This window comes from Haemophilus parainfluenzae (genome assembly GCF_003252725.1).
GTDB lineage: Bacteria > Pseudomonadota > Gammaproteobacteria > Enterobacterales > Pasteurellaceae > Haemophilus_D > Haemophilus_D parainfluenzae_L.
Map to the genome: position 1 here is coordinate 26,325 of NZ_QEPO01000009.1, position 25,791 is coordinate 52,115.

The 25,791-nt window shown below is 39.5% G+C and carries 31 protein-coding genes and 1 pseudogene; 12 read left to right on the top strand and 20 right to left on the bottom strand.

From position 1 onward, the window contains the following. The first annotated feature begins 3 nt into the window (after positions 1–3). The 9 genes from rpmD (at position 4) to rplQ (ending at position 5,096) form a co-directional block, all read left to right on the top strand. On the top strand, positions 4–183 hold the full coding sequence (gene rpmD / locus DPV85_RS09005; protein WP_046339253.1) for a 50S ribosomal protein L30: 180 nt from the start codon (positions 4–6) through the stop codon (positions 181–183). Between the two features lie 4 nt (positions 184–187). Next, positions 188–622, top strand: a complete 435-nt coding sequence (gene rplO / locus DPV85_RS09010) for a 50S ribosomal protein L15 (protein ID WP_005695100.1) — start codon at positions 188–190, stop codon at positions 620–622. Positions 623–629: 7 nt separating this feature from the next. Beyond that, positions 630–1,955: a preprotein translocase subunit SecY gene (secY, locus tag DPV85_RS09015; protein ID WP_005695101.1), complete on the top strand. Its 1,326-nt coding sequence runs from the start codon at positions 630–632 to the stop codon at positions 1,953–1,955. 28 nt (positions 1,956–1,983) lie between these two features. Next, positions 1,984–2,097, top strand: a complete 114-nt coding sequence (gene rpmJ, locus DPV85_RS09020) for a 50S ribosomal protein L36 (protein ID WP_005625868.1) — start codon at positions 1,984–1,986, stop codon at positions 2,095–2,097. Between the two features lie 141 nt (positions 2,098–2,238). Beyond that, entirely contained in the window at positions 2,239–2,595 is a 357-nt protein-coding gene (gene rpsM, locus DPV85_RS09025) for a 30S ribosomal protein S13 (RefSeq protein WP_005548758.1), read from the top strand. A 16-nt stretch (positions 2,596–2,611) separates the two neighbouring features. Next, positions 2,612–3,001, top strand: a complete 390-nt coding sequence (rpsK, locus tag DPV85_RS09030) for a 30S ribosomal protein S11 (RefSeq protein WP_005543603.1) — start codon at positions 2,612–2,614, stop codon at positions 2,999–3,001. 29 nt (positions 3,002–3,030) lie between these two features. Then, positions 3,031–3,651, top strand: coding sequence for a 30S ribosomal protein S4 (gene rpsD / locus DPV85_RS09035; protein ID WP_005625866.1), 621 nt, complete (start codon positions 3,031–3,033; stop codon positions 3,649–3,651). 31 nt (positions 3,652–3,682) lie between these two features. After that, positions 3,683–4,672, top strand: coding sequence for a DNA-directed RNA polymerase subunit alpha (locus DPV85_RS09040; protein ID WP_005695102.1), 990 nt, complete (start codon positions 3,683–3,685; stop codon positions 4,670–4,672). A 40-nt stretch (positions 4,673–4,712) separates the two neighbouring features. Next, positions 4,713–5,096 (top strand): 50S ribosomal protein L17, encoded by a 384-nt coding sequence (rplQ, locus tag DPV85_RS09045; RefSeq protein WP_005695104.1) that lies wholly within the window; start codon positions 4,713–4,715, stop codon positions 5,094–5,096. A 58-nt stretch (positions 5,097–5,154) separates the two neighbouring features. Here the strand turns inward: rplQ and rluA are convergent, their stop codons facing one another. Then, positions 5,155–5,814, bottom strand: coding sequence for a bifunctional tRNA pseudouridine(32) synthase/23S rRNA pseudouridine(746) synthase RluA (gene rluA / locus DPV85_RS09050; RefSeq protein WP_111327771.1), 660 nt, complete (start codon positions 5,812–5,814; stop codon positions 5,155–5,157). Between the two features lies 1 nt (position 5,815). Beyond that, complete coding sequence (gene rapA / locus DPV85_RS09055) at positions 5,816–8,578, bottom strand: RNA polymerase-associated protein RapA (RefSeq protein WP_111327772.1); 2,763 nt, start codon at positions 8,576–8,578, stop codon at positions 5,816–5,818. A 199-nt stretch (positions 8,579–8,777) separates the two neighbouring features. Between rapA and pnuC the strand changes: the two genes are divergently transcribed. After that, a complete protein-coding gene (gene pnuC, locus DPV85_RS09060) occupies positions 8,778–9,461 on the top strand; it encodes a nicotinamide riboside transporter PnuC (RefSeq protein ID WP_111327773.1) in 684 nt (227 codons plus the stop codon). 34 nt (positions 9,462–9,495) lie between these two features. On the opposite strand, the gene DPV85_RS09065 is transcribed toward pnuC, so the two are convergent. After that, positions 9,496–10,194: a tRNA1(Val) (adenine(37)-N6)-methyltransferase gene (locus DPV85_RS09065; protein ID WP_165816492.1), complete on the bottom strand. Its 699-nt coding sequence runs from the start codon at positions 10,192–10,194 to the stop codon at positions 9,496–9,498. Positions 10,195–10,264: 70 nt separating this feature from the next. Here DPV85_RS09065 and srmB point away from each other — a divergent pair, with 70 nt between their 5' ends. After that, the gene (gene srmB, locus DPV85_RS09075) at positions 10,265–11,593 is read left to right on the top strand and encodes an ATP-dependent RNA helicase SrmB (protein WP_111327774.1); all 1,329 of its coding nucleotides are present in this window, start codon (positions 10,265–10,267) and stop codon (positions 11,591–11,593) included. A 43-nt stretch (positions 11,594–11,636) separates the two neighbouring features. Here the strand turns inward: srmB and DPV85_RS09080 are convergent, their stop codons facing one another. The 14 genes and pseudogenes from DPV85_RS09080 to nudE form a co-directional block, all read right to left on the bottom strand. After that, a complete protein-coding gene (locus tag DPV85_RS09080; RefSeq protein ID WP_054418456.1) occupies positions 11,637–11,840 on the bottom strand; it encodes a YMGG-like glycine zipper-containing protein in 204 nt (67 codons plus the stop codon). A gap of 129 nt (positions 11,841–11,969) precedes the next feature. Continuing rightward, on the bottom strand, positions 11,970–12,290 hold the full coding sequence (locus tag DPV85_RS09085) for a DUF4298 domain-containing protein (protein WP_111327775.1): 321 nt from the start codon (positions 12,288–12,290) through the stop codon (positions 11,970–11,972). 79 nt (positions 12,291–12,369) lie between these two features. Beyond that, entirely contained in the window at positions 12,370–13,824 is a 1,455-nt protein-coding gene (gnd, locus tag DPV85_RS09090) for a decarboxylating NADP(+)-dependent phosphogluconate dehydrogenase (protein WP_111327776.1), read from the bottom strand. A gap of 87 nt (positions 13,825–13,911) precedes the next feature. Next, complete coding sequence (locus DPV85_RS09095) at positions 13,912–14,307, bottom strand: hypothetical protein (protein ID WP_111327777.1); 396 nt, start codon at positions 14,305–14,307, stop codon at positions 13,912–13,914. Between the two features lie 24 nt (positions 14,308–14,331). After that, positions 14,332–14,488 (bottom strand): annotated as a pseudogene (locus tag DPV85_RS10005) (GNAT family N-acetyltransferase); the annotation flags it as partial. 16 nt (positions 14,489–14,504) lie between these two features. Further along, positions 14,505–14,837, bottom strand: a complete 333-nt coding sequence (locus DPV85_RS09105; RefSeq protein WP_111327778.1) for an avidin-fold protein — start codon at positions 14,835–14,837, stop codon at positions 14,505–14,507. 32 nt (positions 14,838–14,869) lie between these two features. Further along, positions 14,870–15,286, bottom strand: a complete 417-nt coding sequence (locus DPV85_RS09110) for a hypothetical protein (protein ID WP_075875579.1) — start codon at positions 15,284–15,286, stop codon at positions 14,870–14,872. 26 nt (positions 15,287–15,312) lie between these two features. Beyond that, positions 15,313–15,705 (bottom strand): GNAT family N-acetyltransferase, encoded by a 393-nt coding sequence (locus tag DPV85_RS09115; RefSeq protein ID WP_111327780.1) that lies wholly within the window; start codon positions 15,703–15,705, stop codon positions 15,313–15,315. Positions 15,706–15,738: 33 nt separating this feature from the next. After that, positions 15,739–16,437, bottom strand: a complete 699-nt coding sequence (gene pgl, locus DPV85_RS09120; protein ID WP_111327781.1) for a 6-phosphogluconolactonase — start codon at positions 16,435–16,437, stop codon at positions 15,739–15,741. Positions 16,438–16,505: 68 nt separating this feature from the next. Continuing rightward, positions 16,506–17,987 (bottom strand): glucose-6-phosphate dehydrogenase, encoded by a 1,482-nt coding sequence (gene zwf, locus DPV85_RS09125; RefSeq protein ID WP_111327782.1) that lies wholly within the window; start codon positions 17,985–17,987, stop codon positions 16,506–16,508. A gap of 72 nt (positions 17,988–18,059) precedes the next feature. After that, on the bottom strand, positions 18,060–18,866 hold the full coding sequence (cysQ, locus tag DPV85_RS09130; RefSeq protein ID WP_111327783.1) for a 3'(2'),5'-bisphosphate nucleotidase CysQ: 807 nt from the start codon (positions 18,864–18,866) through the stop codon (positions 18,060–18,062). Between the two features lie 9 nt (positions 18,867–18,875). Next, complete coding sequence (locus DPV85_RS09135) at positions 18,876–19,280, bottom strand: HI_0559 family membrane protein (protein ID WP_111327784.1); 405 nt, start codon at positions 19,278–19,280, stop codon at positions 18,876–18,878. A 50-nt stretch (positions 19,281–19,330) separates the two neighbouring features. Next, on the bottom strand, positions 19,331–21,331 hold the full coding sequence (locus DPV85_RS09140) for an OPT family oligopeptide transporter (protein ID WP_111327785.1): 2,001 nt from the start codon (positions 21,329–21,331) through the stop codon (positions 19,331–19,333). 123 nt (positions 21,332–21,454) lie between these two features. Next, complete coding sequence (gene nudE / locus DPV85_RS09145) at positions 21,455–22,000, bottom strand: ADP compounds hydrolase NudE (protein WP_111327786.1); 546 nt, start codon at positions 21,998–22,000, stop codon at positions 21,455–21,457. Between the two features lie 64 nt (positions 22,001–22,064). Here nudE and hslR point away from each other — a divergent pair, with 64 nt between their 5' ends. Further along, on the top strand, positions 22,065–22,460 hold the full coding sequence (gene hslR / locus DPV85_RS09150) for a ribosome-associated heat shock protein Hsp15 (RefSeq protein ID WP_111327787.1): 396 nt from the start codon (positions 22,065–22,067) through the stop codon (positions 22,458–22,460). Between the two features lie 255 nt (positions 22,461–22,715). On the opposite strand, the gene DPV85_RS09160 is transcribed toward hslR, so the two are convergent. From DPV85_RS09160 to aphA, 3 genes are all read right to left on the bottom strand, one after another. Beyond that, entirely contained in the window at positions 22,716–23,273 is a 558-nt protein-coding gene (locus DPV85_RS09160; RefSeq protein ID WP_111327789.1) for a TIGR00645 family protein, read from the bottom strand. An 81-nt stretch (positions 23,274–23,354) separates the two neighbouring features. Further along, complete coding sequence (locus DPV85_RS09165) at positions 23,355–24,965, bottom strand: DNA recombination protein RmuC (protein WP_111327790.1); 1,611 nt, start codon at positions 24,963–24,965, stop codon at positions 23,355–23,357. Between the two features lie 115 nt (positions 24,966–25,080). Continuing rightward, a complete protein-coding gene (gene aphA, locus DPV85_RS09170) occupies positions 25,081–25,788 on the bottom strand; it encodes an acid phosphatase AphA (RefSeq protein WP_111327791.1) in 708 nt (235 codons plus the stop codon). Between the last annotated feature and the right edge of the window lie 3 nt (positions 25,789–25,791).

Below are 25,791 nucleotides of genomic sequence, written 5' to 3' on the forward strand. Positions count from 1 at the left end.
ATAATGGCTAAAACTATTAAAGTAACTCAAGTTCGTAGCGCAATTGCTCGTTTACCGAAGCACAAAGCTACCTTGCGTGGCCTTGGTCTTCGCCATATGCACCATACTGTTGAGTTAATCGATACTCCGGCAGTACGTGGTATGATTAACCAAGTTTCATACATGGTTAAAGTGGAGGAGTAAGAGAATGCGTTTAAATACTCTATCTCCGGCTGAAGGTGCTAAGCATAGTGCAAAACGCCTTGGTCGTGGTATTGGTTCAGGTTTAGGAAAAACTGGTGGTCGTGGTCATAAAGGTCAAAAATCTCGTACTGGCGGCGGTGTTCGTCGTGGTTTCGAGGGTGGTCAAATGCCATTATACCGTCGTTTACCAAAATTTGGTTTCACTTCAATGAAATCAGCTGTAACTGCTGAAGTTCGTTTAAACGAATTAACAAAAGTTGAAGGAAATGTTGTCACTTTAGAAGCATTAAAAGCTGCAAACATTTTAACTAAAGATATTCAATTCGCTAAAGTTATCTTAGCTGGTGAAGTGAAGTCTGCAGTTACTGTACGTGGTTTACGTGTAACTAAAGGTGCAAAAGCAGCAATCGAAGCTGCTGGCGGTTCAGTTGAGGAATAATTAGCAAATGGCTAAACAACCAGGTTATCAAAGCAGAAGTACTAATAGTGGTACTGGTGAACTAAAAAGCAGATTGCTTTTTGTATTAGGTGCACTTATCGTTTATCGTATTGGTTCTTTTATTCCGCTTCCTGGTATTGATGCCGCCGTGTTAGCTCAATTAGTTGAACAACAAAAAGGCACCATCATTGATATGTTAAACATGTTCTCTGGTGGTGCATTGAGCCGAGCATCAATTTTAGCATTAGGTATTATGCCGTATATCTCGGCATCTATCGTGATGCAATTGCTTGCTACGGTTTCACCTGCTTTAGCAGAATTGAAGAAAGAAGGCGCAGCAGGACAAAGAAAAATCACCAAGTATACTCGTTATGCAACGGTGGTTTTTGCTACTATCCAAGCTATCGCAATTTCTACCGGTTTACCGAATATGTTGCCACAGTTAGTGCCAAATATCGGTTTTACTTTTTACTTCACTGCAGTAGTGAGTCTTGTGACCGGAACCATGTTCTTAATGTGGTTAGGTGAGCAAATTACTGAAAGGGGTATTGGTAACGGTATCTCAATTCTTGTTTTTGGTGGTATTGTTGCAGGGTTGCCACATGCAATCATCGAAACAGTTGAGCAAGCTCGTCAAGGACAAATGCATCCTTTAGTTCTTCTACTAATCGCTGCTATTGTTTTTGCAGTAACTTATTTTGTTGTCTTCGTAGAACGTGGACAACGTAGAATTCGTGTTGAATATGCTAAGCGTCAACAAGGACGTCAAATTTTAGGTGGTCATTCAACTCACTTACCATTAAAAGTTAATATGGCAAACGTGATGCCAGCAATTTTTGCTTCAAGCATTATTTTATTCCCAGCTACATTGACACAATGGTTTGGTCAGAATGATAAGTTTGAGTGGTTAAATGACTTATCAATGTTGTTGAATCCTGGACAACCTTTATATCTTCTTGTTTATGCGGTAGCGATTATTTTCTTCAGTTTCTTCTACACTGCAATGCAATATAATCCACGTGATACAGCAGATAATCTAAAAAAATCTGGTGCATTTATCCCAGGAATTAGACCAGGTGAACAAACATCACGTTACATTGATAAAGTAATGACTCGTTTAACATTAATTGGCGGTCTTTATGTAACGTTCGTATGTTTAGTCCCTTACATTATGACATCAGCATGGGATGTTAAATTCTACTTCGGTGGTACTTCCTTATTAATCGTTGTTGTTGTAATTATGGATTTTATCGTGCAAGTTCAGAGTCACTTAATGTCGTCTCAATATGAATCTGCGTTAAAAAAAGCAAACCTTAAAGGTTTTGGACAGTAATTGTTCATTTAAGTAAAAAGGATAAGCAATGAAAGTTCGTGCTTCCGTTAAGAAGATGTGTCGTAACTGTAAAATTGTTAAACGTGAAGGTGTTGTTCGCGTATTATGCAGCGACCCTAAACATAAACAACGTCAAGGTTAATTAACATTTCTTCTTGCAAAGAACCGGTTGAGTAGTTATACTACTCAACTCATTTATGTCCTTGGTATTCTGTTTGAGTATCCTGAAAACGGGCTTTTCAAGATCAGAATGCCAAATTAGTTAAAATAATAGGAGTGCATAGTGGCCCGTATTGCAGGCATTAACATTCCTGATCACAAACACGCTGTAATCGCTTTAACTGCAATTTACGGTATCGGTAAAACTCGTTCTAAAAGCATTTGTGCTGCAGCGGGTATTGCTGAAGATGTTAAGATCAGCGAATTGTCTGAAGAGCAGATTGACAAACTGCGTGACGAAGTTGGTAAATTTACCGTTGAAGGTGACTTACGTCGTGAAGTAACACTAAACATCAAACGTCTTTTAGACTTAGGTTGTTACCGTGGTTTACGTCATCGTCGTAGTTTACCGGTACGTGGTCAACGTACTAAAACTAATGCGCGTACCCGTAAGGGTCCACGTAAGCCGATCAAAAAATAGTCGGGGTAAATAAAGAATGGCTAAAACACCAGTTCGTGCACGTAAACGTGTAAAAAAACAAGTTGTAGATGGCGTAGCACACATTCACGCATCTTTCAATAACACAATCGTTACCATTACTGACCGTCAAGGTAATGCTTTAGCTTGGGCTACAGCAGGTGGTTCAGGTTTCCGTGGTTCTCGTAAATCTACCCCGTTCGCTGCACAAGTTGCTGCAGAACGTTGTGCTGAAATCGTTAAAGAATTCGGTTTAAAGAACTTGGAAGTTATGGTTAAAGGTCCGGGTCCGGGTCGTGAATCAACAATCCGTGCATTAAATGCAGCGGGTTTCCGTATCACGAACATCACAGATGTGACTCCGATCCCTCATAACGGTTGTCGTCCACCGAAAAAACGTCGTGTTTAATGGCGTAATAGGATAGTTGGAGAAAGAAAATGGCAAGATATTTGGGCCCTAAACTCAAGCTCAGCCGTCGTGAAGGCACTGATTTATTCCTTAAATCAGGTGTGCGTGCGATTGATTCAAAATGTAAAATTGATACAGCACCAGGTCAACACGGTGCTCGTAAACCGCGTTTGTCTGACTATGGTAGTCAATTACGTGAAAAACAAAAAGTTCGTCGTATCTATGGTATTTTAGAACGTCAATTCCGTAACTACTATAAAGAAGCAAACCGTTTAAAAGGTAATACTGGTGAAAACTTACTAGTATTATTAGAAGGTAGATTGGATAACGTTGTTTATCGCATGGGATTTGCTGCAACTCGCGCAGAAGCTCGCCAATTAGTGAGCCACAAAGCGATTGTCGTAAATGGTCGTGTTGTAAATATCCCATCTTTCCAAGTTTCTGTAAATGATGTTGTTGCTGTTCGTGAGAAATCTAAAAAACAAGCACGTATTAAAGCATCATTAGAATTAGCAGAACAAAGAGAAAAACCAACTTGGTTAGAAGTTGATTCTGCGAAAATGGAAGGTGTGTTCAAACGTGTTCCTGAACGTTCTGATTTATCAGCAGACATTAACGAACATCTGATCGTTGAGCTTTACTCTAAATAATAGTTAAGCTTAAAAGCAAAGAGAGGATAAAATGCAGGGTTCTGTTACAGAATTTTTAAAACCACGCTTAGTAGATATCGAGCAAATTAGCTCTACTCATGCTAAGGTGATCTTAGAACCGTTAGAGCGTGGCTTTGGTCATACTCTAGGGAATGCATTACGTCGTATCCTTCTGTCTTCAATGCCAGGTTGTGCTGTAACTGAAGTAGAAATTGATGGCGTACTGCACGAATATAGTAGTAAAGAAGGTGTTCAGGAAGATATTCTTGAAGTTCTTTTAAACCTTAAAGGTCTAGCGGTTAAAGTACAGAATAAAGATGATGTTATTCTGACATTAAATAAATCTGGAATTGGCCCTGTTGTTGCAGCTGATATCACCCATGACGGTGATGTTGAGATTGTTAATCCATCACATGTAATCTGTCACTTAACAGACGAAAACGCATCTATTAATATGCGTATTCGTGTTCAACGTGGTAGAGGTTATGTACCTGCATCTGCTCGTACTCATTCACAAAATGAAGATCGTCCAATTGGTCGTTTATTAGTAGATGCTTGTTATAGCCCGGTTGACCGTATTGCTTACAATGTTGAAGCAGCACGTGTTGAACAACGTACTGACTTAGATAAACTAGTTATCGAGTTAGAAACTAATGGGACTATTGATCCGGAAGAAGCAATTCGTCGTGCAGCAACAATTTTAGCAGAGCAACTCGATGCATTCGTTGATTTGCGTGATGTTCGTCAACCTGAAGTCAAGGAAGAAAAACCGGAATTCGATCCGATTTTATTACGTCCTGTTGATGACTTAGAGTTGACAGTTCGTTCTGCTAACTGTTTGAAAGCAGAAACAATTCACTATATCGGTGACTTAGTACAACGTACAGAAGTTGAGTTATTAAAAACGCCTAATCTTGGTAAGAAATCTCTTACTGAAATTAAAGACGTTCTCGCTTCACGTGGCTTGTCACTTGGTATGCGCCTTGAGAATTGGCCACCAGCAAGTATTGCTGAAGACTAGTTTGGTCATAGGTTAAGATTTTTCTGAGAAGGATAAGATCATGCGCCATCGTAAGAGTGGTCGTCAACTAAACCGTAATAGCAGCCATCGCCAAGCGATGTTCCGTAACTTAGCAAGTGCTTTAGTTAGTCATGAAATCATCAAGACTACTTTACCAAAAGCTAAAGAATTACGCCGTGTAGTTGAACCGTTAATTACATTAGCAAAAGAAGATAGCGTTGCAAACCGTCGTTTAGCATTCGCTCGTACTCGTAACATCGAAACTGTTGCGAAATTATTCAATGAATTAGGTCCACGTTTTGCTCAACGTGCAGGTGGTTACACCCGTATCTTAAAATGTGGTTTCCGTGCAGGTGACAACGCTCCAATGGCATACATTGAGTTAGTTGATCGTCCAGAAGTTGCAGAAGCAGCAGCGGAATAATAATTTGTTATAAAATAAAAAGGCTCACTGATGTGAGCCTTTTTTATATCTTGTTTTCCTAAAATTCAGCTTTAGCTCTGAATGTCATTTTTTCACCTGTGATAGGGTGCGTAATCGTAAGTTCTTCTGCATGTAAGCATAAGCGAGGTGACATTGATTTAGCTTGTGGGTGAGAATAAAACTTGTCCCCTAGAATGGGATGTCCAAGCGCGAGCATATGTAAACGAAGTTGATGCGAACGTCCTGTGATTGGAGTCAGTTTCACTCGAGTACAGTTAGTCGGTAATCTTTCTAAAACTTCATAAAAAGTGACCGCTCTTTTGCCAAATACAAAATCAATGCGTTGGCGCGGGCGATTTTCCCAATCACAAATCATGGGAAGATTAATTTCCCCATTATCTCGTTCTAAGTGTCCCCATACTAAAGCTTGATAATATTTCTTTGGCTCACGTTCACGGAATTGACGTTTCAACTCTTTATCTGCCGCTTTACTTAATGCAAATAGAATAATCCCACTTGTGGCCATATCTAAACGATGTGCAGGTTCACAAAATCCAAATTTCTCTTTTACCCGACTCATTGCACTATCGTAGTATTCAGGTTGATTGCCAGGAACTGAAAGTAAACCGCTTGGCTTGTTTACCACGCAGATATGATTATCTTGATAGATAATATCTAAATAGGGTTCTAAAGGGGGATGGTATTCAATAAGTGCCATATTATTCCTTGTTTGTCACTATTACTCGAAGGCTATCTAATCGCCAGCTTGCTTTACTTAACTCTTCCAGAGAAAGCACGCGTTGTTTTTCTAATGCATCAATTTCCGCCTGGCGAATATTTTTATTTACTGCTTTCAAGGCTATAAGTCGATTGAGCTCTGTGCTCAATGTTTGATCTGCTAATTTACTGGCTTCTCGAATTTGAGCTTGTGCGATTTCAGTTATTTTGTAATCGACTAGTTTAATTAATTGCTCAATATTGGGACGAGCCATTTTGACCATTTTATTTGCGATATCTTTACCTAGCGGCTTAAGTTTATTTTGCAATGTGTCAAAATTAACTTGTCCGGCCAGATCGTTTCCTTTGCTATCCAGTAATAAGCGAACAGGTGTAGGCGGAAGAAAACGATTCAGTTGCAAACCTTTTGGTGATTGGCTTTCAATCATATAAATCAATTCAACCAACAGAGTGCCAGCAGGCAGTTGTTTATTGATTAATAATGCCATCGATGTTTTGCCAATGTCACCAGAAGCGATTAAATCAATGCCTTGGCGTATCATTGGGTGATCCCAAGTAAGAAATTCTAATTCCTCACGAGCAAGAGCAAGTTGTCGGTCAAAAGTTACTGTAACACCTTCTTCTTTTAATCCAGGAAAATCAGGAACAAGCATAGTGCCCGTTGGTGTGATAACAATGCTGTTTTCACCTAAATCATCTTGTTCTACACCAATAATATCAAATAAATTCAGTGCAAAATCGACTAATTGTGGTGAATTATCTGTTTGAGCAATTTCTGACGCAAGTCGTTGTGCCTTTTCTCCACCATTAGAATTTAATTCTAACAAACGATCACGCCCTTTCTCTAAGGCTAAACGCAATGCTTTTGCTTGTTTTTGCGTTTGGAGAATGAGTTGCTCAAAATCCGCTGTATTTTCTGACCGCACTTTTAGTAACGATTCATATTGTTCAAACAGTGTCATTCCGATAGGGCAAGTTTGTTCAAAGGCATTTAAACCTTCATGATACCAACGAGCTAAATCTTGCTGCGCAGAGTTTGCGAGGCAAGGTACATAAATTTGTACATCTCGCATTTGCCCGATACGATCTAAACGGCCAATACATTGCTCAAGTAAGTCAGGATTTTCTGGTAAATCGAAGAGTACGAGATGACAAGCAAATTGGAAGTTTCTGCCTTCAGAACCAATGCTTGAACTCAGTAAAACTTGTGCGCCATTATCGGTATCGGCAAAATAAGCCGCTGCACGATCTCGTTCAATGATTGACATCCTTTCATGGAAAACAGCACTGCGGATGGCTTCTTTTTCTCGTAAGATTTGCTCAAGTTGAATTGCCGTTTGTGCTGTTTTACAAATGATTAAGATTTTTTCATTTCGGTGTGATTTTAGGAAATCAATTAACCAATGAATTTTTTCATCTACTTCAGCCGCATCAATCGTTACTTGGTGATAAACCCGATGCGGGAAACCTTTTACACCTTGGCGTGTATTGCGAAATAAAATACGGCTTGTACCGTGTCTGTCGATGAGATTTTGAATGAGCTCTTGTCGCGCAGCTTGCTTCTCCTCATCATTATGACAGGCTAAAGCTTTAAATAATGGTTCTACATCCTGCTCATGAAGTAAATCAGAAATATGATTTTTTTCGACCGCACTTAGCGGCTTCTCTGAGAGTAAAGATTGCACCGCATCGGCCACAGGTTGATAATTTTCCTGTTCTTTTAAGAAGGCTTGGTAATCATAAAAACGCTCAGGATCAAGCAAGCGCAAGCGTGCAAAATGGCTTTCCAAACCTAGTTGTTCAGGTGTTGCAGTGAGTAATAAAACAGACGGAATATCGTTCGCTAATTGTTCCACCAATAAATAAGCGGCACTCGGCGCATTTTCTGACCAAGCCAAATGATGCGCTTCATCGACAATTAAACAGTCAAATTCAGCTTCAATGGCTTGTTGTACGCGATGAGGATGAGCTTTCAACCAATCTAATGCACATATAATTAAGCTTTCCGTGCTAAATGGATTGATGGCTTGTTCGGCAAAATCTTCACAACGTTCTTCATCAAATAATGAAAAATGTAAATTAAAACGGCGAAGCATTTCGACAAGCCATTGATGTTGCAAGGTTTCCGGTACAATAATTAAAACACGTTGTACTTTTTCAGCAAAAAGCTGGTTCTGCAAAATCATCCCAGCTTCAATGGTTTTACCTAACCCTACTTCATCCGCTAAGAGCACGCGAGGATTGATACGATTTCCTACCTCTTGCGCAATATGAAGCTGATGAGGAATTAATCCTGCACGATTGCCTCGTAAGCCGCGCAAAGGCGATTGAAATTGATCTTGTTGATGCAGAAGTGTTTGATAGCGCAACGCAAAATGTTCACTACGATCAATCTGTGATGAAAAGAGGCGATCTTTCGCTTGGCTAAAAGAAATTATCGGAGAAAGTTCTTTTTCATTGACGATAACATCTTCGCCTTGTGCATTTTTGACTAAATAAAATAAGAGACCATTCATTTCCTGAACATCAAGGACTTCACCTTGCCAACCCGCTTGGTGATGAAGTTGCTCTCCTTTATTTAATGCAATTCGGGTTAATGGCGCTTGTGTCACCGCATAAATTCGGGTTTCATCTGTGGCAGGAAAGTGAAGAGTTACAGAACGGAAATCTAAGGCGGTAATCATCCCTAATCCGAGGCTATTTTCTGTTTCGCTAATCCAACGTTGACCGATTGCAAATGACATTATCTTCCTCTTAATGAATCTCTTAAAATGGGGCGATATTGTAGTCTGATTATAAGGGAATGCAAGGCGAAGGCGAGTAAAAGCATGAAAAATAAAGTGTGATTTTTCTCACAATAATTAAATTAAATATCACCTAAGCTTTACTTTAAAAAAGTGCGGTGTAAAAATGACATACTTTTTCATAAAACAGGAGTGTTCCATGAATTGGACAGAACGACTTAAAGAAGAATTTTTATCAGGTTGGAAACCTTTTGAAGTGGCATGGGTAGTTATTTTCCTTGCTGCACAAATTATTGCTTATGTTCTTATGCCGGATAGCCCATTAGGCATGATTTCGGGTATTGCAGGTATTCTCTGTGTAGTATTTGTGAGTAAAGGAAAAATTAGTAACTATTTCTTTGGGCTTATTTTTGCTTATACCTATTTTTATGTCTCCTGGGGAAGCAATTTTCTTGGTGAAATGAATACGGCGCTCTATGTCTATATTCCATCACAATTTATCGGGTATTTCATGTGGAAACAAAACATGCAAAACGATGATGGTGGTGAAAGTGTGATTGCCAAAGCCTTGACTCCAAAAGGTTGGGCAATTTTGCTTGTGAGTGTTGCGATTGGTACTCTTTGTTTTGTACAGGCTTTAAAAGCAGCGGGTGGGAGTTCTACAACGCTAGATGGTTTAACCACAATTATCACTGTAGCGGCGCAATTATTGATGATTTTGCGTTATCGTGAGCAATGGTTATTATGGATTGTCTTAAATGTGCTTTCCATTTTGCTTTGGCAAGGGCAGCCAGCGATGTATTTAATGTATAGTGCTTACTTACTTAACTCATTATACGGTTATTACAACTGGACGAAACTCGTCAAAGTGGAAAGCCACTAATCACATCAATAAAAAAGGGCATAGTAATATGCCCTTACATTTTTAAATAAAATGCCTTCGTCAACGCAATAAATGCTTCGGTGTACTGATTGTTTTCGTCATAAATCACCAAGCTATCTTTTACCTGTAGTAAATGCTCTCGGCTAAACGTGAGTAACATCCGTTGTGGCTCTTTTCCTATTTTTGTAATGACATCAGTCTGCTTAATGCAATAAAGTGCGGTTGAATTTATCAATGTTTTCCCCGCCTCATAAGGCAAGACAAAACTAATCTTCCCTTTTTCGGATAAACAACTCGTCGCCCAATTTAACCAATCTAAATGGCTTTGTTGAACATAACGGGCAAGCGCTCGTTCGTCATTTTTACATTCCACACCTTGCGCAAAATAAGGCGGATTAGCCACAATTAAATCAAATTGATGTGCTGTTTGTAGGCAATAGGTTTGCACATCTTGGCGTGTTAAATGAAGGCGATTGCGCCATGGCGAAGCCTTAAAGTTTTCTTGTGCTTGTTGTGCTGCAAGGGGATCAAGTTCAACGGCTTCAATTTGGCAATGCACATGACTTCGTTGGGCGAGCATTAATGCAACCAAGCCTGTGCCAGTTCCCATATCAAGAATACGTTGACAATCAGACACATCTGCCCAGGCACCCAGTAAAATTCCGTCAGTACCGACTTTCATCGCACAATGTTGTTGATTAATATGGAATTGTTTAAAGGTAAAGCTGCTCATAAAATCTTGCGGAAAATGACCGCACTTTCAGGTATAATCAGCCCCAATTTTAACAAATTAACGCAAAATAATGAATTTATCCCCATTTGAAGAATTCGATCTTTCCCCCGAATTATTAAAAGCCTTAGAAAAGAAAGGCTACACCCGCCCAACCGCAATCCAATTAGAAGCGATTCCTGCTGCCATGGAAGAGCGGGATGTGCTCGGTTCTGCACCAACAGGTACAGGCAAAACGGCTGCATTTTTATTGCCGGCAATTCAGCATTTATTGGATTACCCACGTCGTAAACCAGGTGCGCCTCGCATTTTAATTTTAACGCCAACCCGTGAGTTAGCGATGCAGGTTGCAGAGCAAGCGGAAGAGTTGGCGCAATTCACGCATTTGAAGATTGCAACCATTACCGGCGGTGTGGCGTATCAAAATCATGGGGAAGTATTTAATTCAAATCAGGATATCGTGGTGGCAACACCGGGGCGTTTATTGCAATACATCAAAGAAGAAAACTTTGATTGTCGCGCGGTGGAAATGCTGATTTTTGATGAAGCAGATCGCATGTTGCAAATGGGCTTTGGGCAAGATGCGGAGAAAATTGCCGCTGAAACGCGTTGGCGTAAACAAACGCTCCTTTTCTCAGCCACATTAGAAGGCGAGCTATTAGTTGACTTTGCAGAACGTTTATTGAATGATCCGGTAAAAATTGATGCCGAGCCAAGTCGTCGTGAGCGTAAGAAAATCAATCAGTGGTATTATCACGCCGATAGCAATGAACATAAAATTAAGTTGCTTGCACGTTTTATCGAAACCGAGAAAGTGAGCCGTGGTATTGTGTTTGTCCGTCGTAGAGAAGATGTGCGTGAGCTTTCTGAAACTTTGCGTAAACGTGGCATTCGCTCTACTTATCTAGAAGGCGATATGGCACAAACGCAACGTAATAATGCCATTGATAAATTGAAATCAGGAGTTGTTACTGTGTTAGTAGCCACTGACGTGGCTGCTCGCGGAATTGATATTGATGATGTCACACATGTCATGAACTTCGATTTGCCTTACAGCGCAGATACCTATTTACATCGTATTGGTCGTACGGCTCGCGCAGGGAAAAAGGGTACAGCAGTTTCTTTTGTGGAAGCCCATGATTACAAATTGCTCGGTAAAATTAAACGCTATACGGAAGAGCTTTTGAAAGCACGTATTTTAGAAGGATTAGAGCCTCGCACTAAACCACCGAAAGATGGGGAAGTAAAATCCATGTCTAAAAAGCAAAAAGCGCGTATTAAAGAAAAGCGTGAAGAAAAGAAAAAATCAGAGGTGAAGAAGAAAGCTAAACTTCGTCATAAAGATACGAAAAACATTGGTAAACGTCGTAAACCAAGCACAGAAAAAACAGCCGAGAAATAATAAAAAAATAACCGCCACTTGTTAAGTGCGGTTATTTTTTTGACTATTTATTGACTTGGCTACCGATTACGCCACCTAATGCGGCACCACCTAATGTGGTCGCGGCATTACCACCAAGCATATAGCCTGCTGCACCACCAATAGCTGCACCAGCTGTTGTATTTTTTTGTGTACGGTTCATATTTCCACATGCAGCAAGGGAAATAACAGTCATCGCGATAACAAGTGATTTTCCAATTAATTTCATAGGATCTCTCCGTGTTTAACATATAAAACTATCCATATTGATAGTACTCCATAAGACAAACAGAGATGAATGAAAGTTCAAAAATATGTGTTTTTCGATGTTTTTTTGAACAATTGAATATATTGAATGTTAATCTTTAGCTTGATCTAATACTTTCGCAACCACTTTCAAATATTCAATCGCCAATCCATGGTGTCCTGTACTCGCATTAAATACTAAATCTTCACTTAATACACCACAAGGCATATCCTCTGGGATTTTACCGTCCTCATAAGCTTGATAATCTTCTCGCCAGTCACCATCAAAATAATAGTGTTCTAAGGTTTTCATTTTTGGTAAGAAAGCTTGCCATTTTTCAAGAAATTGTTCCGCGTCAGCTAAGAAACTCTCCGCTTCATTGAGAAGGTTTTCCATTTCTGAAATTTTATCTAAGCGTGATTGAGGTAACATAGGTTTCTCCAAAATAAGGTAAAAATAAACCGCACTTTATGCGAACAAAGTGCGGTGAGTTTATCATACGTTTTTAGACTTACACATCATAAGTAGTAGATGCAGTATTACCACCGCGACCTGTCCAGTTGGTGTGGAAGAATTCACCACGTGGTTTATCAGTACGTTCATAAGTGTGAGCACCGAAGTAGTCACGCTGTGCTTGCAATAAGTTTGCTGGTAAGCGTGCTGAAGTATAACCATCTAAGAAAGTGATTGCAGATGCCATACAAGGCATTGGGATACCCACTTCGATCGATTTTGCCACCACCTTACGCCAGTCGCTTAATGCGTTTTCTAAAATGCCTTTGAAGTAGCTATCTGAACCCAAGAAGATTAAGTCTGGATTTGCTTCATATGCATCACGAATGTTACCTAAGAAACGGCTACGGATAATACAACCTTCACGCCATAATAATGCCGTTGCGCCGTAGTTGATGTTCCAGCCAAATTGTTCAGAGGCTTCGCGAATCAGCATAAAGCCTTGTGCGTAAGAAATGATTTTTGACGCCAATAATGCTTTACGTACTGCTTCAATCCACACTTTTTTGTCGCCTTCAACCGGTTGAATTGTTTTGCCAAATAATTGATTAGCGGCAACACGTTGATCTTTAAATGAAGATACGCAACGAGCAAAGACGGATTCAGTGATTAAGGTTAATGGAATACCGAAATCTAATGCATTGATACCTGTCCATTTACCAGTCCCTTTTTGGCCAGCTGTATCTAAGATTTTTTCAACTAATGGTTCACCATCAGCATCTTTATAACCAAGAATATCGGTGGTGATATCAATTAAATAGCTATCAAGTTCAGTTTTTTTCCATTCTGCGAAGATAGCTTGCATTTCTTCATAGCTTAAGCCTAAACCTTCTTTTAAGAATTGGTAAGCTTCACAGATTAATTGCATATCGCCATATTCGATACCATTGTGAACCATTTTCACAAAGTGGCCAGCACCTTCACCGCCAACCCAGTCACAGCAAGGCTCACCTTGTTCGGTTTTAGCTGAGATTGCTTGGAAGATTGGTTTGACATATGACCATGCTTCTTGGTTACCACCCGGCATGATAGATGGCCCATGGCGCGCGCCTTCTTCACCGCCCGAAACACCCGAACCGATAAAACGAATGCCTTTTTCTGCCAATGCTTTAACACGACGGTTGGTATCAGGATAGTTTGAGTTACCCCCATCAATGATGATGTCGCCTTCTTCTAAGTGCGGTAATAATGCCTCAATGAATTGATCCACTACATCACCCGCACGTACCATTAACATCACTTTACGTGGTTTTTCTAATTTAGAAGCTAAATCTTCTAAAGAGTATGCGCCGATAATATTGGTGCCTTTTGCCGCACCTTGTAAAAATTCATCCACTTTTGAAGTCGTACGGTTATATGCCACAACTTTAAAGCCATGATCATTCATATTTAAAATGAGGTTTTGCCCCATTACGGCTAAGCCGATAACACCGATGTCGCCTTTTACTGACATTGTTTTCTCCTGTTGTAGGGCGGGGGATTATCCCACCATTATTTTTAAATAATTAATAGTGGGATAAATCCCACTTTAAGATATAAACTATTTATGTTTATTTTTTATAATATAATCAAAAACATCTCTATTAAAAAATCCAGAATTATAGCTATTTGTTCTTTCCCGCAAAGGAGTAATAATTCCTTCATTTATATATTCAGGTAAGTTTTTAATAAAAATAACATCTGAAGGGTCTTTATGATATCCCAGATAAATTAGAATTTGAGCTTGTATATCATTTATCTGAACTAACTTTACTCTATCAAATTTATATCTTTGATAATCAACAGCAATCAGATAGCCGATAGCATCTAAATATTCTTCGAATTTTTCTCTGCTAAAAAAAGAATTGTGACAAAAGTCGTGTAAAAAACTATTAGGATTTTCTTCATAATTATCATCAATAATTTTTTTCGCATTTTCAATCTGTGTTGTAGACATCAAGGTTTCCCTTATACAATTAAATTAACTCTTTGCCCACGCACTCATATGTTGCATAAATCTAATGCGGATAATAATCTACAGCTTACGTAGCATATAAAAGCACAATTTTAGCTTGTGGATGTAAGACTTGTTTAGTATGTTCAATCAATTGCAAGATGATACCTTGTTTCAGATATTCTATAGCAAAAATTCTTTTAAATTTCTCTAATTAAAGAGCTGCCTTGCTCTAACGTGTCTAGCCACTGCCATTTTTCATGGCCGATGAGTTTGCTTTCTTCTAAAGAAAATGTTGTACAGCAACGCCCCAAACGATTTTCTAGAGATTGATTTAAATGTTGATACGTAAATTCAATTTGAGTATCGTTAATCCACTTCCCAATTAAAAAGCCTTTTAAAATTTCACCACCACAATATTCGGCCCAAATCATTTTACCTTGTTGATGGTAATGAAATTCTGTTTGGCTACTCACCTCACCATTTGCGGTGTTTTCAACAGCAACAAATTTTTTATTATCTAAATTCAACATTAAAGTCACCCTGCATCTGATGTATCTATATCTTATTTTTGCATAATGTAATGCATTTCTACATTTTTCGCTTTTGCGGCTTTTTCTAGATCTGCTTTATCACTTTGACTATCTCCAACAAGGTATAAAGATACATCCTTGCCGACCTTTTCTGCATTATTTAGTCCATACATAGCAACTGCTTTATTCACAGATTGACTGTTCCCTGCAATTCCGATGTGTAAATTATCTGTAGCTAAAAGAGATACGAGTCGTTTTCCTGAAGTACCACCTGCGGTTCTAATCGTTGCTACAAGCATTCCATTTGAAACTGGGTTTCCTGCTTCTGGAACTTGAAGCATTACTGAGCGATTATCTTTTGGCATTTGTGCCACTAACTGATCTAAAGATGGACCAGATGAACAAGCAAATAATAATGTTGAAGTAAGTAGTACAAACAGTTTTTTCATTTTTGTCTCCATATCATTCTAATAAATTAACTCTTCGTCCATGCACTCATATGCTGCGTAAATCCAATATGCGGATAATAATCCACTGCTTGCGGAGCCGATAAAAGCACAATTTTGGCTTGTGGATGTAAGGCTTGTTTAGCATGTTCAATTAACTGTAAACCGATACCTTGTTTTTGATATTGTTCATCAACCGCTAAATCAGATAAATAACAGCAATAGGCAAAATCCGTCACGGAACGTGCCACACCTACTAATCGTTCACCATCCCACGCTGTGATTAATAAATCTGCATGGTGTAACATTGCCGCGACACGTTTTTCATCCTCTAACGGACGGCGTGCCCCAAGCGTTGTTTTATTTAACAATTCAATAAATTGTTTAACTGAAATTGGTTCATTTACTTTGTAGTCTATCATTTTGCAATCCTATGATATTTGATACTCAACTTGTTATAGCAATTTCGCCGCCGCTTTATCCAAATACCATTCCGTCACCCCATTTTTTGCTTTAATTTTGGCAGCAGGGTAAGGCAGATTTTCTGCAGGCGTCGTTTGGATTTCTTTCAGAATTTCTGCTTTGCTTTCGCCGGTGACCAAATAGGTAATGCGTTTGGCTTGTTCAATGAGTTTGGCTGTTTTAGAAATGCGGATTTGACCGCTTTCAGGGTGTTTTGCAATGATGGCAAGATTTTCGTCATCAAAATTGGTTTGATGTGGGAAGAGAGAAGCGGTATGACCATCAGTTCCCATACCTAAAATGATCCAATCAAAAACACCGTTTGGAATGACCGCACTTAATTCTTCTTCGAAGCGTTTTAGTTCAAAGTGCGGTTCATTTTCGCCACGAATTCTGTGGATGTTTTCCGTTGGAATTTGAATATGATCGAATAAGAGTTTTTGCACTTCGCCATAGTTGCTTTCTGAATCGGTTAGTGGAACCATGCGATCATCACCCCACCAAAAATGCAGATTCTTCCAGTTAATTTGTTCTGCATAAGGCGCTTTGGCTAAGGTTTTAAATAACAACTTAGGCGTTGAACCACCAGAAAGGGAAATATGTACAGGGTGATTTAATTGGCTATAAATCACAAATTCTTGGGCGATCTTTTCAACAGCGTGTTGAGCCGTTGGGAAGGTGATGGTGTTCATGTTTGCTTCTCTTTATATTGGATATAAGCCTTCTTCCGCTTGTAGGGAAGAAGGCTTGCGATTAATGATTAAACCTTTTTCTTCATTTTACCGCTTGGTTTACGCCATACGCGACCACTTTTCGCAATGAGTTTTTCGGCTGCAACGGGTCCCCAAGTGCCCGCTTCATATTCATGAACTCGGCCGCCAGCTTCTTTGTAGTCTAAAATTGGTTGAACGAATTTCCATGCAGCATGAACGGCATCTGTACGAGCAAAGAGTGTCGCATCGCCTTTCATCGCATCAAGCAATAGGCGCTCATAAGCCGTCAGGACTTGGTCATCGGCTAAATCAGCATAACGGAAATCCATTGAGACTTCTTTGGCTTCAAAGCCTGCCCCTGGTTTTTTTAAGCCGAAACGCATTGAAATCGCTTCATCGGGTTGAATACGGATGATCAATTTATTCTCAGGCGCATTTTGACTGAATACCGGATGTGGTGTGGTTTTAAAGTGAATCACAATTTCTGTCACACGTGCCGGTAAGCGTTTACCGGTACGTACATAGAAAGGTACGCCCGCCCAACGCCAGTTTTCGATTTCGCAACGTAAAGCCATAAAGGTTTCAGTGCGAGAGTTAGAAGGCACGCCTTTTTCTTGTAAATAACCTTTGACTTCTTTGCCATCAATTTCTGCTGCGATGTATTGACCTAGCACTAAATTATGCTCAACGTCATCTTGCGTTAATGGACGTAAAGAGTGCATGACTTTGGCCACTTCATCACGCATTGAGTTCGCATTAATGATAGCAGGTGGTTCCATGGCAACCATGGCTAAAACTTGTAATAAGTGGTTTTGGAACATGTCACGCATTGCACCGGAACCATCATAATAGCCACCACGTTCTTCTACACCAATGGCTTCGGCTCCCGTAATTTCGACATAATCAATGTAATTACGGTTCCAAAGCGGTTCGAATAAACCATTTGAGAAGCGTAAAACAAGTAAGTTTTGTACGGTTTCTTTACCAAGATAATGGTCGATACGATAGATTTGATGTTCTTCAAAGAAACGATGAATTTTGACGTCGAGTTCTTGTGCGGTTTTTTCATCATAACCAAAAGGTTTTTCGACAATAATCCGTTTCCAACCGTCTTCTTCTGTGTTTAAACCATGAGCTGCAAGGCATTCTGGAATCACACCATATAAGCTTGGTGGCGTAGACATATAGTAAAGGGTGTTGCCATTCGTTTGATATTTAGTATGTAATTCTTTTAAACGTGGGACTAATTTTCCGTAATCGGCCGCATCAGATGTGTTTACCGCTTGGTAATAGAGATGACTACAAAAAGCGTCTAGCGTTTCAGGTGTGGTTTCTTCTGTTTCAAGTAACGCTTCACGCATTTTTTCACGGAAAGTCTCATCGTTTAATTCTGAACGAGCGACACCTAATACAGAAAATTTGTTTAAACGACCAAATTTAAAGAGATTATAAAGTGCTGGAATGAGTTTACGGTGAGTCAAATCACCGGAAGCACCAAAAATCACGATACAGTTATTATTAGTTTGCATATTATTCCTTATTGTTCCGAGTAGTATTTTTAAATAATGCAATATATTACTGCACTTTACCAATCGAACCAATCAATTAAATTGAAAGACAGATGCCCAATTTTGTGTATTATCTGCCACCATCACAAAGGGGGGATTAATTAAACTTTCACGCTGATTATAGGTGAGCGGCTGATAGTGCGGATCGAAAATCATTCCATTGATTTCAGCTAATAAAATTTCAGCGCCTGCCGTATCCCATTCGCCAGTTTTACCGAGTCGAACATAGCAATCAACAGCTCCCTCAGCAACCAAAGCGCTTTTCAAACTGCTCGAACCCACCACCGTAAATTCGCATGCCAAATTCTTTGCTAAAATTGACCGCACTTTTTCTTGTGAGGTAGTGGCGCCTACGGCGATTTTTAACGGTTTGGTGAGATCGATTTTTCTGGGTTGTAAGGTTTTTATTTCTTTGTTGCTTTGCTTGAATGCCCCAAAACCTTTCATTGCGTAATAGGTGATATTCAAAATAGGGAAGTGGATAACACCCAGTACAGGTTGATGGTTTTGTACGAGTGTAATCAATACGGAGAATTGATCTGTGCGATCAATAAATTGCTGCGTGCCATCAAGGGGATCGATTAGCCAATAAGTTTGCCAAGTTTGGCGTTGTTCAAAGGGAATATTGCAGTTTTCCTCTGAAAGAACAGGAATGTCAGGGAAAAGTGCGGTCAGTTTTTTGATTAAAAATTGGCTGACAAATAAATCTGCTTCCGTGACAGGGGTGTTATCCGATTTAGTTTGTATTTTTACATCCTGTTGGTAAAAATGAGCTAAATGTTTTCCCGCTTCATTAGCGAGTGCACGGACTTGATCGAGAAGAGATTGAGATAATTGCATGTTTATTTCCTACTTTGATTTCGGTAATAACAAGGAGAGGAAAATTGTCGTATAGATTGCCAGGATGACAGAACCCTCTAAGACAAATAATACGCGGTCAGTCAGATATTGAGTATTTTGTGCGATGAGAAGGTTGCCGATACTCCAATAACAAAAAAGAATGATGAATGAAAAAATGAGAATTTTATTCCACTGATGACGTAGATAGCCGCGGTATTTAGCAAAGTAAGCATTGATTATTGCTGGCACGGTGAGAGGCCAAAATGTTAGAAAGAAACCAAATAATGCGGCATCGAAGTTGCCTTCTTTGCAGTAGTCCATTCCGAAAGCGACATAAGCAATAATGCTACCGATTAGCTGTGTAACCAATGGGAAGATGATAATTGCTTTTAGATAAGGGGATTGCGTTGACACCTTAAGCTCCTAGAAAAATAGGCTATCCGAGGACAGCCTATTTTCATCCATTATTTTGATTTCTTCGCACGTAATACACGAGAAACGAAAATAAAGACACCGAAGATAAACACGGCAAGACCGAGTAATTCGCCCATATTATCCCAGTTTTCTAACGCCAAGGCTAATGGTGCTTCAGATCCGCCAGATGTTACAGATGCCGCAATAATGAAGGCTAAGATGACGCCCATCAAGCTTTCACCCACAATTAAACCCGCAGCGAAAAGTGTGCCGAAACGTTCTGCTTTTTTCTCTACTTCAGTATCGTTAGTGCGTTTTGCATAGTTTTTAATGTGACGGGTGATAAACCATGCCATTACCGCACCGACCACAACCGGCATATTGATTGATGGTGGAAGGTAGATACCAATCCCAACCGCTAATACTGGTAAGGCAAAGCGGCTGTCACTGGTTTTACGCATGAATGCATCCACAATGATCAATACAATACCTAAACCTACACCTGTTAAAATGTAGGTCCATTCTAAATGGTCGGTGAAAATACCTTGTGAAATGGTGGTCATAAGGGTTGCTTGTGGCGCTGAAAGCGCTTGTGCTGGATCCATATCTGGGCGTGGTAATGCGCCAGTGAAACCATAAGCGTGGTATAAAATTTCTAATACCGGTGCAATCACTAATGCACCAACGAAACAACCAATAATCAATGCAACCTGTTGTCTCCAAGGGGTCGCTTCAACTAGAAGACCGGTTTTTAAGTCTTGTAAGTTATCGTTTGAAATAGTTGCTGTAGTTAATACGATAGATGCCGTGAATAAGGTCAATGCCGTTAAGAATTTTTGACCGTCAGCTGTTTCAAATAAACCACTGCTTTTACCAATGGTCACTAAAACAAGTGAAATCACGATAACAGAAATGATCCCGATACCAGAAATAGGGCTAGAAGATGAGCCCACAAGTCCAGCCATATAACCAGACGCTGCTGCAACGAAGAAACCAATTAACACCGCGAGTAGCGTACAAACAACTACTAATAACACGGCAAGCTCAGCAGAAATTGGTGCGGCTGCAATGAAGTGATATAAAGAAATCACGATTAGCACGACAGTCGCCAATAAAATGTAAATGATAGTTTTTGGCGATAAGTCGATATCAATACGATGTTCTGACTCAGCTTGTGAGCCTTTTAACATACGGAAAGAATGAACCATCCCTTCAATCATTGGTTTGAAAAGGATTAATAATGTCCAAATTGCCGCAATACCGATAGTACCCACACCGATAAAGCGAACTTTCGTTTTCCATTCAGCCATGGCATAACTAACAATAGAGGCATCCGTTGGCATATCGCCTGTTGCAGTGAAATAAGGTACCGCAATACCCCAAGCAAGGAATGTACCGAATAACATGGCAAGACCGCCCACGATACCAATTAAGTAACCCGCACCCACTAAGGCAAGAGAGAAACCCATCGGTAATTGGAAAACGGCTTTACCGTTAGAGAACCATGCGCTCGCGCTATCAGACATGACACGTAATGCGTTGGTTAAGAATGCAACAGTTCCTGCAAAAATACCGCCGTAAGCAATATCTTTTACACCACTGTCGCTTTCGCTATTGTTACCTGCTTTTAAGATTTCAGCTGCCGCCACACCTTCAGGGTAAGGTAAGTCGCTGTTTACAACCATCGCACGACGTAATGGAATGGTAAATAGTACGCCCAATGTACCGCCAGCGGCACAGATTAGCACTGTTTGCCAGAATGGAAATTCTTGCCAGTAACCCATCATTAACAGGCCTGGAAGAACGAAAATAACAGAAGACAATGTTCCCGCTGATGAAGCTTGGGTTTGCACCATGTTATTTTCTAAGATACTGGAATCCTTGAAGAATTTTAAAACTGCCATAGAGATAACAGCAGCAGGAATGGAGGACGCAAACGTCATCCCCACTTTAAGACCCAAATAAACGTTAGATGCAGTGAAGATCACTGTAATTAACGCCCCAAGGAACATCCCCCGGAAGGTCAATTCTTTTAAATTATTATCAGACATAAATTTTCCTATATATATTTTTTGAAAAATGGCGATACATTCTCAAAAAAAGAATATTTATGCAAGTTTTCTTTAAAGTTAATCGCTTGCTATTAGAAATTATTTAAATTTATTCAATTAAATTTATCGTTTTTTTAAGTGTTCGCGTAAAGAATAAAGTGCAGCAAGATTTCTGGCCTCATTAAATTCATCACTGTCCAAAAGTGCATCAAGTTGAGATAACGGATAACGGACTATTTCTAATGGTTCAGGCTCATCGCCTTCCAGTTTATTGGGGTATAGATCTTCACCCAATAAAACGTGCATTTTATGACCCATGATTTGTGGATTGATCTTCATAGTACGTAAAAATGTCCATTTTTTTGCGCCAAAACCAATTTCTTCCTGCAATTCACGATTCGCACTTTGTTCGGGCGTTTCTCCCGTATCCATTCCACCTTTTACAAAACCGAGTTCATATTGTTCTGTTCCAACAGCATATTCGCGAATCAGGAGGAGCTCCTCTCCATCAATAGCAATCACCATGACAGAATCGCGATTAAAAGGGCGGAAACGTTCGTAAATGCGGTCAATGCCATTAGAGAATTTGAGTTCTACGGCTTGAATTTCAAACAAACGTGATTTTGCCACGGTAGAAAGGGAGAGAATGTGTGGAAGTTGTTTTTTCATAATATTAGCCCTATTATCTTGTTATTGGCTCATCATACGCAAAGTGAGAGAAATAGGAAGAGTTATGGCTGAAAATAACGAAGTACGATTAGATAAATGGCTTTGGGCGGCGCGTTTTTATAAAACCCGTAGCATTGCGAAAGCGATGATTGAAGGGGGCAAAGTCCATTACAACGGTCAACGAGCTAAAGTGAGTAAAAATGTAGAAATCGGTGCTATGATTAAGTTACGCCAAGGCAGCGACGAAAAAGAAATTGAAGTGATTGCATTGAGTGACCAACGCCGTGGCGCCCCTGAAGCACAATTGCTTTACCAAGAAACGGTACAGAGTGTGAAAAAACGCGAAGAAATGGCATGGGCAAGAAAAAATAATGCACTTTCGATGCCACATCCTGATCGTCGTCCAAACAAAAAAGAACGTCGAGATTTATTGAAATTTAAACACCAAGATGAGTTCTAGAAAACAAAAGTACGGTCAATTTTGACCGCAATTTTGATTCATTATTTTATTCTGTTTGGATTCCATCCACATAGTTTAGCCAATCGAGAGTATTCCTCATCTGGCATACTTTTGATGTGATCTGGATGAATGTAACAATCTTCATATATTTTGTCGTGAACTTGATCGACCAAAAAGCATCCATTAAGAAGGAAAATAGAGCCAATTGCTAGGCATGCTGAACTTATTTTATAGATTATTTTCATTTGTTATCCTTTAATGATTTTTATGACTTGTACTGTAGAGAATTTTATCGGTATAAGCCATGGCAATCGCTGAAATCAAGAAAGAAAAATGAATAATCACTTCCCACATAATCGTTTTTTCAGAAATTTTTGAGGCATTCACAAAGGTTTGCAATAAGTGAATAGACGAAATGCTGATAATTGACATAGAAAGTTTCACTTTCAGCACAGTTGCATTCACATGACTCATCCATTCAGGTTGATCAGGATGGTTTTTTGTACGAAGTTTTGAAACAAAAATCTCGTATCCGCCTAATGTTACCATTACTAATAAGTTAGCAATCATTACCACATCAATGAGATTGAGTACGGCGAGCATAATGGTGTCCGCATCCATTTCATTAACATTGGTGATGAGATACCACAAGTTTTTCATAAACTTGTAGGCATAGATGCCTTGCACGACAATTAAACCTAAGTAAATAGGCACTTGTAACCAACGACTTGCAAAAATCGTTTTGCTTAGAAAGCTAGTCTGTTCATTATATTTTGCACATGGATCCGAGATTTCTTTTTGTTCCGTTGCCATAAAATTCCTCATAAATAAAAATTCAAATAAAAAAGCGGCAAGAAAATAGCCGCTTTTAAAGAAAAATTCAACCGATGTTTTTTATTTTACCTCATTCTCGGTAGTGATAAGGGATAGGCGCGTTAAATCCACGTCATTATTGAGCAATTCAACGTTTGGCATGCTCTTGTTAGCTTTCGCTGACAAGTCTTTAAAGCGTTCCACTTTCCCCACTAAACCTTGTTGCCCCACAAGGGCGGTGACGGTGCTGTTGTATTGATTGCTCACAGTGGAAAGAGTGTTGCCTAGTTTGTTCAAGCGTTCGGCCACCAAGCAAATCTGGTTGTAAATTTCACCTGCTTTTTCTGCGATTTCTTTGGCTTCGGCATTGCCTCGTTCAATACGCCATAAATTCGCGACCGTACGTAAAATTGGCATAAGGGTGGTATGTGAAACCATAATCACATTTTTCTCATAACCATAATTAAACAGGCTTGGGTCTAATTTTAAGGCTTCAATATAAGCGGGTTCTACGGCAATGAACATCAAGACAAAATTAGGACTGCGCATGCCAATCAAATTGCTGTAATCCTTGCGGTGCAAGTCATCAATGTGATTTTTCAGGGCTTTAATATGCTCCCTTAGTAAGCACTCACGTTCGAATTCATCCTCAGAATTGACCGCACTTTCATAAGCATTCAATGACATTTTGCTATCAATGATGATGTTTTTTTCATCGGGTAAATTAAGCACAAAATCAGGATAGTTTCGACCGCCTTGTTCATCTTTAAAATGGGCCTGTGCACTGTAATGCACGTTTTCAATCAAGCCTGCCAGTTGAAGTGCGCGTTCAAGTTGCACTTCTCCCCAGTTACCTAAGGTTTTCTTTTCACCTTTTAAGGCTGAAGTTAAATTATTGGCTTCTTGCGACATATTTAAGCCAATTTCCAACACTTTTTTTATTTCCGCTTCTAAGCCCGCATTGCCTTTTACGGATTCTGAATGGATTTCATTGACTCGTTTTTGAAAGCCTTCGATTTGTTCACGGAAAGGCTTCAACAAGGTTTCCAATGCAGTTTGATTGGTTTGGTTAAAGGATTGGCTTTTTTCTTCCAAAATACGGTTAGCCAGATTTTGGAATTCCACACCTAGCTGTTGTTTAGATTGTTCAATATGCTGTTGCTGTTCGGCAAAATGCTTTTCTTTTTCGGAAAGGGTAGTTTTCAACTCCGTTAATTCTTGTGAAAGTGCGGTCAATTTTTCCTGCGTTTTTTGCTGCTCTTGTTCTTTTCTAAGTACATTTTCTTGCGCTTGTTGTAATTGACCTTGCAAGCTTTCTGCTTGTGCAGATGCTATCCCAAAGCGTTCTTTTAATGCGGTGATTTGCCCGCCAATTTGATCGTGGCGGAGCTGTTCTTCATCTAATTCTTTTTCTAAATATTGGATTTTTTCATCACGTTCATTAAGACGAGTTTGCAAACCTTCCGCATGAGTTTGTACTTTAACGGCTTGTTGTTCTAATTGATTTTTGACCGCACTTAAGGAGTCAAAACGCTCAGCCAATTGATTGTAATCGCCGATAGTTTTATTGAGATCTTGTTGTAATTCTTGTGTATCTCGTTTGCTACGGCTTAATAGAAAAAGCATCACAATACTGATAAAAACCAGTACGGCAATGATAATTAAGTATTGATTAGACGTGAGTTCTGACATAAATAGGCTCCTGAAAACAGAAAAATTTTAGCATATTCCCAGAAACTTTTTAAAAATTAAGATGGTTAATTAGATAAGAAAAGTGCGGTCAAAATAACCGCACTTTTTAGGAAGATTAGTAATTTGAGTTAATCAATACTTCTTCACCGTAGCCACCAAGGGTTGGCATTGGTTGGTAAGTAGAGTTTGCTGCACGCATTAAACGAATACCACGAACACCTGCTTCTTTTGCTGCGAGTATATCGTCATCGCTGTCTCCATAGTGAATACTCACTTTGTGGTCAATAATACCCGGTGTTTTGTTATATTTAGTTGGAAGTTTGCGACCGCCCATGAATTCTACAGGGTGCATATCTTTAATATTAAAGGCTTTTTGTAGCACAGGTGTCACACCATCTTTATCGCCCGCTGTACGACCTGTGATGAAATAAATTTGGTCACCACGTGCTTGGTGCATATTAATTAAATCCACCGCAATTTGTTTTGGAATGGAATATTGGTCACAACCCGCATTCACTTCATTCCAGAAATCTTGATTTTTTAAGTAATCATTTTTACCTGGTGAGTATTTTTCTTGGCCGTGGTAGAAACAAGGGCTGCTGAAAAGTACAGTATCATCAATGTCGAAGCTCACATTAATTGGTGCTTTGCCTTCTAATTCTTTTTTCAACTGCTCAACAGAGATCCAGTGAATCGGTTTTTGCTCTGTCATTTCACGAGCATTCGTACCTTGTTCAGTGTAAGGTTCTTTGTTTGATGCAAAAGTAGAGGCTGCGCTTGCCGCTAAAATTGCAATGGCAGAAAGTTTAAGTAAATTTTTCATGTT

Bases quoted from the DNA above. Each gene is read 5' to 3' on its own strand.
- rpmD (WP_046339253.1), top strand. From the start codon at position 4: ATGGCTAAAACTATTAAAGTAACTCAAGTTCGTAGCGCAATTGCTCGT.
- rplO (WP_005695100.1), top strand. From the start codon at position 188: ATGCGTTTAAATACTCTATCTCCGGCTGAAGGTGCTAAGCATAGTGCA.
- secY (WP_005695101.1), top strand. From the start codon at position 630: ATGGCTAAACAACCAGGTTATCAAAGCAGAAGTACTAATAGTGGTACT.
- rpmJ (WP_005625868.1), top strand. From the start codon at position 1,984: ATGAAAGTTCGTGCTTCCGTTAAGAAGATGTGTCGTAACTGTAAAATT.
- rpsK (WP_005543603.1), top strand. From the start codon at position 2,612: ATGGCTAAAACACCAGTTCGTGCACGTAAACGTGTAAAAAAACAAGTT.
- rpsD (WP_005625866.1), top strand. From the start codon at position 3,031: ATGGCAAGATATTTGGGCCCTAAACTCAAGCTCAGCCGTCGTGAAGGC.
- DPV85_RS09040 (WP_005695102.1), top strand. From the start codon at position 3,683: ATGCAGGGTTCTGTTACAGAATTTTTAAAACCACGCTTAGTAGATATC.
- rplQ (WP_005695104.1), top strand. From the start codon at position 4,713: ATGCGCCATCGTAAGAGTGGTCGTCAACTAAACCGTAATAGCAGCCAT.
- rluA (WP_111327771.1), bottom strand. From the start codon at position 5,814: ATGGCACTTATTGAATACCATCCCCCTTTAGAACCCTATTTAGATATT.
- rapA (WP_111327772.1), bottom strand. From the start codon at position 8,578: ATGTCATTTGCAATCGGTCAACGTTGGATTAGCGAAACAGAAAATAGC.
- pnuC (WP_111327773.1), top strand. From the start codon at position 8,778: ATGAATTGGACAGAACGACTTAAAGAAGAATTTTTATCAGGTTGGAAA.
- DPV85_RS09065 (WP_165816492.1), bottom strand. From the start codon at position 10,194: ATGAGCAGCTTTACCTTTAAACAATTCCATATTAATCAACAACATTGT.
- srmB (WP_111327774.1), top strand. From the start codon at position 10,265: ATGAATTTATCCCCATTTGAAGAATTCGATCTTTCCCCCGAATTATTA.
- DPV85_RS09080 (WP_054418456.1), bottom strand. From the start codon at position 11,840: ATGAAATTAATTGGAAAATCACTTGTTATCGCGATGACTGTTATTTCC.
- DPV85_RS09085 (WP_111327775.1), bottom strand. From the start codon at position 12,290: ATGTTACCTCAATCACGCTTAGATAAAATTTCAGAAATGGAAAACCTT.
- gnd (WP_111327776.1), bottom strand. From the start codon at position 13,824: ATGTCAGTAAAAGGCGACATCGGTGTTATCGGCTTAGCCGTAATGGGG.
- DPV85_RS09095 (WP_111327777.1), bottom strand. From the start codon at position 14,307: ATGTCTACAACACAGATTGAAAATGCGAAAAAAATTATTGATGATAAT.
- DPV85_RS09105 (WP_111327778.1), bottom strand. From the start codon at position 14,837: ATGTTGAATTTAGATAATAAAAAATTTGTTGCTGTTGAAAACACCGCA.
- DPV85_RS09110 (WP_075875579.1), bottom strand. From the start codon at position 15,286: ATGAAAAAACTGTTTGTACTACTTACTTCAACATTATTATTTGCTTGT.
- DPV85_RS09115 (WP_111327780.1), bottom strand. From the start codon at position 15,705: ATGATAGACTACAAAGTAAATGAACCAATTTCAGTTAAACAATTTATT.
- pgl (WP_111327781.1), bottom strand. From the start codon at position 16,437: ATGAACACCATCACCTTCCCAACGGCTCAACACGCTGTTGAAAAGATC.
- zwf (WP_111327782.1), bottom strand. From the start codon at position 17,987: ATGCAAACTAATAATAACTGTATCGTGATTTTTGGTGCTTCCGGTGAT.
- cysQ (WP_111327783.1), bottom strand. From the start codon at position 18,866: ATGCAATTATCTCAATCTCTTCTCGATCAAGTCCGTGCACTCGCTAAT.
- DPV85_RS09140 (WP_111327785.1), bottom strand. From the start codon at position 21,331: ATGTCTGATAATAATTTAAAAGAATTGACCTTCCGGGGGATGTTCCTT.
- nudE (WP_111327786.1), bottom strand. From the start codon at position 22,000: ATGAAAAAACAACTTCCACACATTCTCTCCCTTTCTACCGTGGCAAAA.
- hslR (WP_111327787.1), top strand. From the start codon at position 22,065: ATGGCTGAAAATAACGAAGTACGATTAGATAAATGGCTTTGGGCGGCG.
- DPV85_RS09160 (WP_111327789.1), bottom strand. From the start codon at position 23,273: ATGGCAACGGAACAAAAAGAAATCTCGGATCCATGTGCAAAATATAAT.
- DPV85_RS09165 (WP_111327790.1), bottom strand. From the start codon at position 24,965: ATGTCAGAACTCACGTCTAATCAATACTTAATTATCATTGCCGTACTG.
- aphA (WP_111327791.1), bottom strand. From the start codon at position 25,788: ATGAAAAATTTACTTAAACTTTCTGCCATTGCAATTTTAGCGGCAAGC.